Source organism: Leucobacter sp. UCD-THU (assembly GCF_000349545.1).
Classification (GTDB): Bacteria; Actinomycetota; Actinomycetes; order Actinomycetales; family Microbacteriaceae; genus Leucobacter; species Leucobacter muris.
Genome location: NZ_KB714605.1, coordinates 120,434 through 132,684, shown reverse-complemented (window position 1 = coordinate 132,684; position 12,251 = coordinate 120,434). Strand labels below are relative to the sequence as shown.

The following is a 12,251-nucleotide window of genomic DNA, read 5'->3' as shown; positions in this document are numbered from 1 at the left end:
GCGCGGTGTTCGGCAGCACCCTCGCCCAGCTGCCGGCCGTGAAGCAGGCCCGCGCCCGCATCACCCCGGGCATCCTGCACGGAGCCTCGCTGCTCTTCGCGACCGGACTGCTGCTGGTCGCGTCGATCTACATGCTCTTTTCGCTTGGTTTTTCACGGCGAGGTGCACAACCCGGATCGAGTGCTGTACGGCCGCATCCCGGGCTTCCGCCTGTCCGAACTCGGGCACCGCATGGCCGAGGCNGGCGTGGTGCAGAAAAGCCCTTCGAAAAGATGATCGTGGTCATCCTGCTGAACCGCAAGAAGGAGAGCGTGTCGGGCGGTGTGCTCGGCGCGATCGCCGGGCTGTCGCTGCTGAACGTCGCGCTGGCGGTGCTCTGGCACTGAGCGCCGCACCTCCGAGCATCGGCCCGACTCCGTCCCACCGAGAAGCCCGTTATCCGGGGCGTTCGTGAGACGGAGTCGGGCCGATGCTCGATAGAGGGCGGTGGCGGCGCGGTGGTCGGGCGGTGGCGGCGCGGTGCTGCGAGCGCGGTGCTGCGGACGCGGCACCGTGCGGAACGCAAAACCGTGGGGGGATGCGCCGCGCACCGTACAGGGCGTCTCCAGGACCGCGTGCGGATCCGACGCTCCGAGGCTCAGCCGTCTGCGCGCTGCAGCGTGCCGATCTCGCCGCCGTCCTCGTCGAGCAGGGTGAGCGTGTCACCCGAGAGCTCCGCCGATCGGGCGAGACCGAGCCACGTGTCGACGCCCTCGCAGTACATGAGCGTCGAGTGCATGTTGCCGAGGTCGATCGAGTCTCCGTCTTCGCTCCATCGCCCGCCGACGTTGTTGCAGCCGTCGTTGCCCGAGTAGCTGCCGTCCTGCTCGAAGACGAGCGACGGCTCGCCGCGGGTGTCGGGGGCGCCCCAGGCGCCGACCACGGAGGCGTCGCCCGAGGAGCAGGCGCTGAACGCGAGCAAACCGGTGAGCGCGGCTGAGAGCGCGAGAACGCGAAGCGAACGGTTCATGCTCTCACCATACGGCAGAAGCGCGCTTTCGGCGCGGCGGCCGCTGCCGCTCGCCGCCGATCCTCAGCGAGCGCTCCGGCGTCGGGATCCCGGGCGTCCCCTCCGGAGTGTTCCGCCCGGACGCACCGCTCGGCGCTCCGCCCCTGCGCCGCAGCACGAACAGAGGAGAGCGTATGCCCCGCGATGGCGCGGCATACGCTCTCCTCTCTCAACCGTTCTGGGGCGGTGTCAGCGCCAGCGGTTGCCCCAGGCGTGGGATTCGCCTGCGGGCGCGATGGCCTGGGGGACGCCGAGCGGGTTGTCGTCGCGGAGCGCGGCGGGCAGGAACGCGGCGGGTGCGTTCTGGTAGGCGACTGGGCGCAGGAAGCGGGTGATCGCGGCGGTGCCGACCGAGGTGCTCGAGTCGTTGGAGGTGGCGGGCCAGGGGCCGCCGTGCTGCTGGGCGGGTGTGACGGCGACGCCGGTGGACCAGCCGTTGAAGAGTACGCGGCCGACTTGCCGGCTGAGCGCGTCGACGAGGGCGCGCAGTTCGGCGGCGTTCGCGGTTTCCCCGGTCGCTTCGGTCGTGCTGAGGTGGAGGGTGCCGGTGAGGTTGCCCTCGTAGAACTCGGGCATGAGGGCTGCGAGGTCGGTGCCTTCGGGGGTCTCGACCAGGATCGAGAGCGGGCCGAAGGCTTCGTCGACGAGGGCTTCCTTGGCGCGGCGGAAGTCGTCGAGCGCGACGGCCACGACGGTGGGGGTGGCCCAGCCCTGTCCGGCGTCGTCGAAGCGGATGCCGCCTGGCACGATGGGGTGCACGCCGGGGGAGGCGAGGATCGCGTTGCGGCGCTCTTCGAAGCTGCGGGCGATGCGCGGGTCGAGCAGGCGGTGCTCGGCGAGGAAGTCGCCCGCGGCGGCCTCGATGGCGGCGGGGAGGGCGGATGCTGCGGGCACGAACACGAAGCCGGGCTTGGTGCAGAGCTGCCCTGCCGATCCCGAGACGCTGGTGAGGAAGCCCTGGGCGATCTCTTCGGCGCGCTCGGCGACGGCGTCGGCGGTGATGAACACGGGGTTGACGCTGCCGAGCTCGCCGTAGAAGGGGATGGGCGCGGGGCGTGAGGCGGCGATGTCGGCGAGCAGGCGGCCCACGCCGATGGAGCCGGTGAAGGCGCCGGCCTTGACGCGGGAGTCTTTGAGGACTGCGACGCCGGCTTCGCGGCCGTGGATGAGGTGGAACACGCCCTGCGGCATGCCGGCGGCCTCGAGTGCTTCGCGGGCGACCTCGGCGGTCGCGTCGGAGAGGTCGGGGTGGCCTGAGTGGGCCTTCACGATGAGGGGGCAGCCGGCCGCGAGGATCGAGGCGGAGTCGCCGCCGAGCACGGAGAACGCGAAGGGGAAGTTCGAGGCGGAGAAGTTGATGACGGGGCCGAGGGGGATGTGGGTGCGGCGCACGTCGGGTCGTACGCCGAGTGCGAAGTCGGGGTCTGCGGGGTCGATGCGGGCGTCGAGGTAGCCGCCGTCGACGAGGGTGTCGGCGAACAGGCGCAGCTGCACGGCCGTGCGCACGACCTCGCCGCTAAGGCGGGCCTCGGTGAGGCCGGTCTCGCGCATCGCGATCTCGACGAGGCGTGTCTTCGCGCTCTCGAGGGCGTCGGCGACCGCGACGATGGCGCGGGCGCGGTCGACGGGTGCGGTTGCGGCGAACGCGGGCGCGGCCGCGGCGGCTGCGGACACGACGGCTTCGAGATCGGGGGAGAGCACTTCACTGGTCATGGGGAGATTGTGCCACGCGCGCGCGATGCGCGGGTCGGCGGGTCTGCACAGTATCGGGGTCGACAGCCGTGCGCGAGTCCCATCTGGGAAGGGGAGCGGGCGGGCGAGGATCGAGGCCGACCCCCGGGCCCGTCTCGCGACAGCGCCCCTAACCGATCACCTCGAAACGCTTGAGGCGCTTGCGATCGGCCTTCGACGACGAGCTCTGCAGCGCGAGCAGCTCGGCGTAGATGCCGCCCGACCGCGACAGCTCGTCGGGCGGGCCGACCTCGTCGATACGGCCGTCGCGCAGCGTGATGATGCGGTCCACCTCGGCGATGGTCGAGAGCCGGTGCGCGATGATGAGGCTCGTGCGGTGCCGCATCAGGTCGTCGAGTCCCGCCTGTACGAGCCGCTCCGACTTCGTGTCGAGCGCCGACGTGGCCTCGTCGAGCACGAGGATCGGTGCGTCCTTCAGCATCGCCCGCGCCACCGCGATGCGCTGCTTCTGGCCTCCCGAGAGTTTCATGCCGCGCTCGCCGATCACGGTGTCGTACCCGCTCGGCAGCTTCGAGGCGAAGACGTCAACCGCGGCGCGGCGCGCCACGGCCTCGATCTCGTCGCGCGTGGCTTCGGGCCTGCCGTAGGCGATGTTCTCGGCGACCGTGCCCGAGAAGAGCGAGGGATCCTGGAACACCACGCCGATGCTTCGGCGCAGCGACGCGAGATCCGGCCCCGCGCCCGCCACCTCGATCGTGCCCGAGCGCACGGCGTACAGCCCCAGCAGCAGGTTGATCAGCGTGGTCTTCCCGCCTCCGGACTCGCCGACGAAGGCGATCCGCTCGCCCTGCCGCACCTCGAAGGAGACCCCGCTGAGCACGTCGCCGTGCTCGTCGTAGCCGAAGCTCACGTCGCGGAACGCCACGACGGGAGCCGATCCCGGAGCACCGGGAGAGCCGGAGGCGCCTGAGGCGTCGGCCCCGCCACGGTGCGGAGATCCGGGATCCGTCTCGTCTCCTCGCCTGCCGCCCCCTCGCTCCGCCTCCGCTTTCCGGGGCAGCGATCCCGCACCGCCCACGGCCGCGGGATCGAGATCCATCACCTCGAAGTAGGAGCGGGAGCCCGCGGCCGCGCGCTGCGCCGTGTCGACGACCCAGCTGAGATTCTGCACGGGCTGGCGGGCCATGGCCATGAGCTGGATCAGCATCACCATCTCGCCCGGCGTGAAATGGCCGGTGACCGTGCGCACGAAGATGATCACGTAGAGCGCGAAGAAGATCAGGTTGAGCACGCCCCGGCGCAGCGCATCCATCGAGTGCCAGTGGCGCGACTGCTCGGAGGTGAGGCGGACGGTCTCGCCGAAGTGATCCGAGAAGCGGTCGAGCTCGCTGCGCTCGCGCGCGAACGACTTCACCACGCGGATCTGCCCCACGACCTCGGCGAAGCGGCCCGAGGCCTCGTCGACGTGCTCGTTCTTCTCGCGCTCGATGCGCTGCCACTTGCGGCTCGTCAGCGCGGTCAGCCACAGATAGGCGGGGTAGGCGAGCAGCAGCAGCACCGCCAGCGGCCAGTAGTGCCAGGCGCTGATCGCGAGCACCGCGACCGTGGTCATGAGCATCGTCACGAACATGTTCGAGAACGACTTCATGAAGCCCGTGATCTCGGCGATCGAGCGGTTGAGCCGGGCCACGATCGTGCCCGTTAGCTCGCTGTCGTAGTACCGCTGCGGCAGCGCGAGCAGCTGCTCGAAGTAGCGGGTCGACAGGATCGTGCGCATGCGCTCGCTCATCACGTCGCCCCAGTAGCCGCCGAGGTTGCTCGCCACGGTCTCGACGAGGCTCGCGGCCAGCAGCGCGAGCGCCAGCAGCACGACGGAGCGGATCGCGCCGTCCGGGATCCCGGAGCCGTTCGTCACCGAGCCCACCGCGTCGACCACGGTGTCGGTCGCCGCGCCCGTGATGAACGGGACGGCGATGCCCGCGGCCGTGACGACCGCGGCCGCCGCCATGATGGAGAGGTAGTAGGGCGTGAGCGAGCGCGTGAACCGCAGGATGCGCAGGATCGTGGACAAGCGGGGTTCGACCTCCGGGTGAGAGTGGTACGCACAGTGCAACGCCTCGGCGGCCGGAACATTCCGGCCGCCGAGGCGTTGCACTGTGCGGGGAGGAGCGCTTACGCGACCTTGGGCTGCTGCTGCGTGATGCAGTGGATGCCGCCACCGCGCGCGAAGAGCGGGCGGGCGTCGATGCCGATCACCTCGCGACCCGCGTAGGCCTCGCGCAGCGTTGCGAGCGCCCGGTCGTCGGCCGGGTCGTCGAACGAGCAGGCGAGCACGGCGCCGTTGAGCACGAGGTGGTTGATGTAGCTGTAGTCGACGAATCCCTCGTCGTCGCGCAGCGCCTCGGGGGCGGGCATGTCGATGATCTCGAAGCCGGCCGAGTGCTCGGCGAGGTACCGCTCGGCGACGGCGCGGTTGGTCTTCGCGATGGTGTGGTCGGGGTGCGAATCGGCGTCCTGCCGGTGCATGAGCAGCATCTCGGGCGTCGCGAACGCGGCGAGGATGTCGGAGTGGCCGCGGGTGCCGAACGTGTCGTGATCGCGGGTGAGGCCACGGGGCAGCCACATGGCACTCGTCGTGCCGATGGTGCGGGCGAGCTCGGCCTCGACCTGCTCCTTGGTCCAGCCCGGGTTGCGACCCGGATCGAGCTGCACGGTCTCGGTGAGGATCACGCGGCCGGTGCCGTCGACCTGGATGCCGCCGCCCTCGTTGGTCATCTCCGAGTCCACGAGCTCCGCGTTCGCGGCCTCGGCGACGATGCGGCCGATGTGCTGATCCTTGTCCCACTGGGCCCAGTGCTGCTCGCCCCAGCCGTTGAACACGAAGTTCACGGCGCCGAGACGCCCGTCGTCGCCGATCACGAAGCTCGGCCCGATGTCGCGCATCCACGCGTCGTTGAGGGGGGCGGTGATGCGGTCGATCTGCGCCGAGAGATACTTCGCGGCGATCTTCTCGTCGCCCGGGTTCACCACGACGGTGACCGGCTCGAAGTCGCTGGCGGCGTTGGCGACGGCGGCCCAGGTGGTGCGCGCCTCCTCGACCTCGGCCTCGGTGTCGCCGAGGGTGTAGCCGCTGGTGGGCCAGGCGAGCCAGAGCCGCTCCTGCTCGTGTCCCTCGATGGGCATGCGCCAAGTCGTCATTCAACTGCTCCTTGAATCTCGCGGCGCCACCTCAAAGCAGGCAAGCAGGCCGCCGACACCACAGTCTACTGGCAGCCTGACCAATAAGCACGCGCGGGGTCGGGAGCGGGATCGGGGTCTATCGGGGTCGGGGTCGGGCTGGGGTCGGGTTGGGATCGGGATCCGGACCCGCACCGATCGGGATCCGGATCCGCACGGATCGGGATCCGGATCCGCACGGAGCGGGATCCGGCCCCGCACGGAGCGGGGCCCGGGCCCGAGCCGCCCCCGCTGCCGCCCCACGCACCGATCGACGTTCGAGCACCGCGTTCTCCGGGTTTCGGGTGCGCTGGGATCGATCGGTGCCGTTGGGAGCGGGGTGAGGAGTCGGGCGGCGTGAGGGTGGGTGCGGGAGCGCGAGGGGAAGCGACGAAGCGCGTGCGGGTGGGATGAGGGAGCGCGCGGGGAGAGGCGGCGGAGTGCGCGCAGGCGAGGTGACGAGGAGTTCGTGGGTCGCGCGGCGGAGGGCGCGCGGCTGAGGCGACGAGGTGCGCGCGGGGGAAACCGACGACAGTGCGCGGGACGAACGCCGGGCACTGGGGCGAAACATCGGATGATGCTTAAGTTAGGCTAAGCTAACCGAGGTAATATCCGGCGATGCCCGTCATCGCACCTCGTCGAAAGGCCCGTCTTGTCACCCCTTCCTCCTCGCCCGGCGGCCCTCGGAGCCGCCGTCGCGCTCGCCGCCGCGACCGTGCTCCTCACCGCCTCGCCGGCGCTCGCCGCCACCATCAGCGATGATGCCTCGCTCGCCGGCGTGCCCGGATCCTCGCTCGGCGCCACCGCCTCGCAGACCAAGTGCGACGTCGACGGCGACGGCAGGCTCGACCTCGCCGTCGGCATGTACATGACGATGATGAGCGGCGGCGCCACGAACGACGAGGGCGCCTACGTGCTGATGGGCGCGGGCGACGGGGTGTCGAGCGGGGATCTCGCGAGCCTGAACCCGGTGAAGATCATGGATCCCTCCGACCTCGGCTGGTACAACGGCGGCGTCGACGTGCGCTGCGCGGGCGACGTGAACGGTGACGGTCGCGACGACCTCGTGCTCGTCGCGCAGGGATCGGCCGCCTACGTCGTCTACGGAGACGCAGACTTCGCGACGCTCGGCGACATCGATCTCGTGACCGATCTCGGCACGCGCGTGCACAAGCTCTCGGGTGCGATCACCCGCGCGAACGGCGTCGGCGACATCGACGGCGACGGCCGCGACGAGATCGCGGTGAACCAGATCGGGGCGCCCGTCGTGATCGTCGACGCCGAGGTGCTCACCGCGCCCGACACCGCGGTCGCGACGATGCCCGGTACGCGCATCTCGGGCACCGGCATCGACATCGTCTCCATGGCGGGCGTCGGCGATGTGAACGGCGACGGCCGTGACGACCTCGCCGTCGGCAGCGCCTCGTACACCGGCCCCGCCGCCACGAGCCCCTACACGGGTGCGGTCTGGGTGCTCACCGATCTCAGCGCCGACGTCGCCCTCGGCACGGATCCCGTTCCGGGCTTCCGCATCGACGGCCCCACCCGCGGCTACGACCTGCTCGGCACCTCGGTCGTCGGCCTCGGCGACATCGACGGCGACGGCTTCGACGACCTCATGATCGGCGGGGAATCGGACTCGCCGCGCTCGGGCAGCGCCGTCGTCGTGCTCGGCGGCGCGAACGGCGCGAACGTCGCCACCGACCCGCTCGCCACGACCGGTTTCGCCGTGCACACGGCGGGAGACCCGACCGCGCAGCGAGGCTGGTGGCTCAACGGCATCGCCGCGGAGGACCACTTCGGGCACGCCGTCGGCGCCGTGCGCATGAGCGGCTGGTCGATGCTGCTCGCGGGCGGCATGGACGGCTCGGTCGACCCCGCGCAGCCCGGGGCGGGCTACGTGCTCGCGCTCGACTCGCGCTACCTCGTCGGCGGGCAGACGCCCGTGTCGCAGACGGGCGTCTTCGAGGTGTCGAGCCTCGTCGGGGCCGAGGTCGCCGGTGCGAACCTCATCCTCGGCGCGGAGGCCGGGCAGCACCTCGCCCGATCCTTCGCCGACCTCACCGCCGACCCTGCCGGCAGCCAGGTGCGCTTCGCCGCCGGTGCGACGGCCCTCTTCAGCCCCGGCACCGCACCCGCGGTGCGCGTGATCACCATGAACGCCCCGGCGCCCGCCCCGGCTCCGGGCCCGAACCCCGGCCCCGGCCCCGGCTCCGAGCCGGTGCCGACCCCGACGCCGACTCCGACTCCGTCGCCCGCACCCGTGCCGAACCAGACGCCGCCCGCGGGCTCGGAGGCCGCAGCCGTGGACCCGGGGGCCAAGGGTCTGAGCCGCACGGGCGCGGCGGATCCCGCCTGGGGTCTCGCAGCTGCGGGCGCCGCGATCGTGCTCGGCTCGGGCCTGGTGCTCGCGCGCCGGCTCCGACGCCGCGCCTGAGCCTCGGGGCGGTTCGCCTCGGCCCTTCAGGGGTACGCAGGCGCACCGATCGAGCTTCACGCACCGGATCTCGCCCGATCAGGGTGCGTGAAGCGCGATCGGTGCGCTTGGCGTGTGAGAGAGGGGACGTCGGAGGGAGGAGTAAGCGCGTTGGAGGGGGAGAGGGGGCGTCGACTCGGGGGCTCTGGCGCGAGGGACGTCGGATCTCCGGAGACCGATCCCCGCGCTCTTCCGCATAAAACATATATGAGGGTAATGTTTAACCGGCGGGTGCATTCGCCCCGATTCCCCGAACATCCAACGATGGAGATTGCAATGACGCAACACGTGGCCGTGACCGACGTATTCGAGCGCATCGCCGACGCCGGCCCACTGCAGGCGCCGCTGGGCACCTCGACGACGGGCCCCACGCAGACCTGGCTCGAGGAGTTCACCTCCGACTCCGAGAAGGGCGTGCACACCGGGTTCTGGCGCTGCGATCCGGGCGTTTCCGAGTGGGACTTCGCCGAGATCGGCGAGGTGATCCACGTGCTGCGCGGGCGCATGACCGTCACGGAGCAGGGCGGGGAGCCGGTCGCGCTCGGCCCGGGCGACGTGGCCTCGTTCCCCATCGGCTGGAAGGGGACGTGGGAGATCACCGAGACGCTCGAGAAGTTCTACGTGATGCTCTGATCCGCATCGCTCGACCGGAGGCCGGCGCCGAGAGGCGCCGGCCTCCGGCGCGTCCGGGGTATGTGCTCGTAAAATTCATGCACAGGTGCATGAATTTGTTTCCTAGATGTTTCGTTATCGATTCCGTTACCCTTCTCCGCTTGCCTTTGAAAATCATCTACATGTAGTTTGTATGTGATGACCCGCCAGGACGGCGGGGCACGTCATCGTTGGCAGACGTACAAGGGAGTACTTGCGACCATGTCAGAAAACACACCCGTCGTGGAACACGACGAGGACGCGGCCCACCTCGCGTCTCTCGGCTATTCCTACGACACCACGTTCAAGCGCGAGATGAGCTTCTGGGGCAACGTCTCGCTCGGCTTCACCTACCTGTCGCCGATCGCGGGCGTCTACTCGATGTTCGCGATCTCGCTCGGCCAGGCCGGGCCGCCCATGGCGTGGGCGCTCGTCATCGCGCTCGTGGGCCAGTTCCTCGTGGCGCTCGTCTTCGGCGAGGTCGTCTCGAACTATCCCGTCGCCGGTGGCGTCTATCCGTGGTCGCGTCGGCTCTGGGGTCGCAAGTGGGCCTGGATGAACGGCTGGATCTACGTGGTCGCCCTCGTCGGCACCCTCGCGGCGGTGGCGTACGGCGCCGCGCCGTTCGTCGCCTCGATCTTCGGCGGCAGCCTCGACGCCGGCGGCACCGTGCTCGTCGCGCTCGGCACGCTCGTGATCGCCACCATCCTCAACTTCTCGGGCACGCGCGTGCTGAGCCTCGCCGCCACGGTCGGCCTCATCGCCGAGATGATCGGCGCCGTCGGCATCAGCCTCTACCTGCTGCTGTTCCACCGCCAGCAGGACTGGTCGGTGGTCTTCGACAACCAGGGCATCGGCAATGACGCGCCCGGCGGCTACCTCGGCGCCTTCGCCGCCGCGGCGCTCATCGGCATGTTCGCGTACTACGGCTTCGAGGCCAACGGCGACGTGGCCGAGGAGATCAAGGATCCGAGCGCCCGCGTGCCGAAGGCCATGCGTATGACGCTCTACATCGGCGGCTTCGCGGCCAATGTGCTGGTGTTCTCGCTCGTGTTCGCAGTGCCCGACTTCGCAGCCGTCGCGAGCGGCGATGTGGCCGACCCGATCGGCGAGGCGCTGCACAACGCCTTCGGCCCCGTCTTCCCGCTCGTCATGTTCGTGGTGGTCGTCGCCTTCATCTCGTGCATCACGAGCCTGCAGGCCGCCGCGAGCCGCCTCGTCTACTCGATGGCGCGCGACGGGTTCCTGCCCGCCTCGCACTTCCTCGCCCGCTTCAACGAGAAGCGCCACGTGCCGAACAACGCGCTGCTCACCGCGGCGTTCTTCCCGGCCGCAGTGGTGGTGCTCTCGCTGCTGCTCGAGGACGCGCTGACCGCGATGGTCGGCTTCGGCACCGTGGGCATCTACATCGGATTCCAGATGGTCGTGCTCGCCGCCCTGCGCGCCCGCCTGATGGGATGGCGCCCCGCCGGCAAGTTCCGGCTCGGCGCCTGGGCCTACCCCGTCAACGTGCTCGCGCTGGTCTGGGGAGTCGCGGCAGTGCTCAACATCCTGTGGCCGCGCCCGACCGGCGGCGGCTGGGCCGAGGACTACCTGCTGATCATGACGACGGTCGGCGTGATCGCCGTCGGCTGGATCTACATGCTGGCCTCGAAGGCCTACGCCAAGGGCGACGCGCCCGCCGGCGACGCGAGCGGGCCGATCAAGACCGCGGTCTGATCCCGCACCTCACCAGCGAACGGGAGTCCCGTCGCGCTGCTCCGCCTCCGGCGGTCGCGGCGCGGCGGGGCTCCCGTCTCTCACCCGAAAGGACACCGATGACCGACCTCGCAGTCGACCCGACCCCATTCCTCGCCGTGGGCGACGAGGATCCGGATGGCCCGCTCATCCCGATGGTGGTGTCGCTCACCTTCCCCGGGATGGACGCCCTCTCGCATCAGCTGCAGGACGAGTTCACGAGGATCGCCTTCGACGCCGTGCGCGCGGCGGGAGGCAGACCCCGGCTCGTGGACTCGGCCGGAGAGCGCCTCGCCTCGCACGAGGAGGTGTTGGGCGGCGCCGACGCGGTGGTGTTCCTCGGGGGCGGCGACGTCGACCTCGACTGCTACGGGCACGGCGGCCCGCCTCCCGCGAACCTGTACGGCGTCGATCGCCGCGCCGACGACTACTGCATCGGACTGATCCGCGAGGCCGCGAGCCGCGATCTGCCGACACTCGCGATCTGCCGCGGGTCGCAGCTGCTCAACGTCGCCTTCGGGGGCACGCTCATCCCCGACATCGAGAACTGGCCGATGCATAAGGGCGGTCCGGGGGAGCCGCTCTTCATCGACGAGGAGGTGATCCTCGAGCCCGATTCCGAGATCGCGCGCATCCTCGGGCGCACCCGCGCGGTCGTGCGCAACGGCCACCATCAGGCCGTGGCCGAGGTGGGGCCGGCGCTGCGCGCGACGGGGCGCGCCCACGACGGCATCGTCGAGGCGACCCAGCACCGGGAGGCGAGCTGGGTGCTCGGCGTGCAATGGCACCCGGAGGAGCCGGAGGCCGACGCCGAGGATCGGGCGCGGCTGTTCGGCGAGCTCGTGCGCCGGGCGCGGAAGGGCTGACCGCGATCACGTCGGAGATCCGGTCTCGGCGAGACGAACGCTCCTGGTTCGTTCTCACCGAGGCCGGATCTCCGATGGGACCCGCCGCCCGCTACACCGTCGCGGAGGCCGCCTCGAGCACGCCGGGCAGCCACTCGAGCGCCACGTCGCTGCCCATGTCCCACGACGAGGCGTCGTGGCGGCCGTACTCGCCGACCCGCTCGGCGCCCTGCTGCGCGAAGCGGCGGTCGATGTGCTCGCTGCCCTGGCTGTACGTCTCTTCGTAGAAGGTGTCGCCGAGCCCGAACATGGCGTAGCGCACGCCCGTGAGGTCGGGCAGTGCGGCGTCGAACGCCTCGGCGAACGGGATCGCCGTGTTCGGCAGGTCGCCCTCGCCGTGCGTGGAGCACACCACCAGGTAGAAGCGCTCGGGGGTGAGATCGGCGGGATCGAAGTTCTGCAGGTCGAAGACCTCGACGTCGTCGTGGGTTTCCCGCAGCTTCGCGCCGAGATCCTCGGCGATGAGCTCGGAGTTGCCGGATTCGGTGCCGTAGAGAACCGTGAACTTCACAGCTGGTTTCCTCTC

Annotated in this window: 9 protein-coding genes and 1 pseudogene; 5 read left to right on the top strand and 5 right to left on the bottom strand. The window is 70.6% G+C overall.

The genetic code is table 11. The features are described from left to right. Positions 1–144: 144 nt before the first annotated feature. Positions 145–240: pseudogene (locus H490_RS32760) on the top strand (histidine phosphatase family protein); the annotation flags it as partial. Positions 241–637: 397 nt separating this feature from the next. Here H490_RS32760 and H490_RS30040 read toward each other — a convergent pair. The 4 genes from H490_RS30040 to H490_RS30025 all read right to left on the bottom strand — a co-directional run bounded on the left by H490_RS30040 (position 638) and on the right by H490_RS30025 (position 5,938). Next, entirely contained in the window at positions 638–1,009 is a 372-nt protein-coding gene (locus H490_RS30040) for an META domain-containing protein (protein ID WP_017885235.1), read from the bottom strand. Between the two features lie 228 nt (positions 1,010–1,237). Then, complete coding sequence (locus tag H490_RS30035) at positions 1,238–2,761, bottom strand: aldehyde dehydrogenase (NADP(+)) (protein ID WP_017885234.1); 1,524 nt, start codon at positions 2,759–2,761, stop codon at positions 1,238–1,240. 148 nt (positions 2,762–2,909) lie between these two features. After that, a complete protein-coding gene (locus H490_RS30030; protein ID WP_017885233.1) occupies positions 2,910–4,811 on the bottom strand; it encodes an ABC transporter ATP-binding protein in 1,902 nt (633 codons plus the stop codon). A 101-nt stretch (positions 4,812–4,912) separates the two neighbouring features. Next, positions 4,913–5,938 (bottom strand): agmatine deiminase family protein, encoded by a 1,026-nt coding sequence (locus tag H490_RS30025; protein WP_031290330.1) that lies wholly within the window; start codon positions 5,936–5,938, stop codon positions 4,913–4,915. A 670-nt stretch (positions 5,939–6,608) separates the two neighbouring features. On the opposite strand from H490_RS30025, the gene H490_RS30020 reads away from it, so the two are divergent. The 4 genes from H490_RS30020 (at position 6,609) to H490_RS30005 (ending at position 11,686) form a co-directional block, all read left to right on the top strand. Next, complete coding sequence (locus H490_RS30020; protein WP_017885231.1) at positions 6,609–8,393, top strand: FG-GAP and VCBS repeat-containing protein; 1,785 nt, start codon at positions 6,609–6,611, stop codon at positions 8,391–8,393. 315 nt (positions 8,394–8,708) lie between these two features. Next, positions 8,709–9,065, top strand: coding sequence for a cupin domain-containing protein (locus H490_RS31390; protein WP_017885230.1), 357 nt, complete (start codon positions 8,709–8,711; stop codon positions 9,063–9,065). Between the two features lie 240 nt (positions 9,066–9,305). Then, complete coding sequence (locus H490_RS30010; RefSeq protein WP_031290328.1) at positions 9,306–10,802, top strand: APC family permease; 1,497 nt, start codon at positions 9,306–9,308, stop codon at positions 10,800–10,802. A gap of 98 nt (positions 10,803–10,900) precedes the next feature. Next, positions 10,901–11,686: a gamma-glutamyl-gamma-aminobutyrate hydrolase family protein gene (locus H490_RS30005; protein WP_017885228.1), complete on the top strand. Its 786-nt coding sequence runs from the start codon at positions 10,901–10,903 to the stop codon at positions 11,684–11,686. Between the two features lie 91 nt (positions 11,687–11,777). Here the strand turns inward: H490_RS30005 and H490_RS30000 are convergent, their stop codons facing one another. Next, positions 11,778–12,236, bottom strand: coding sequence for a flavodoxin domain-containing protein (locus H490_RS30000; protein ID WP_017885227.1), 459 nt, complete (start codon positions 12,234–12,236; stop codon positions 11,778–11,780). Positions 12,237–12,251 lie beyond the last annotated feature (15 nt).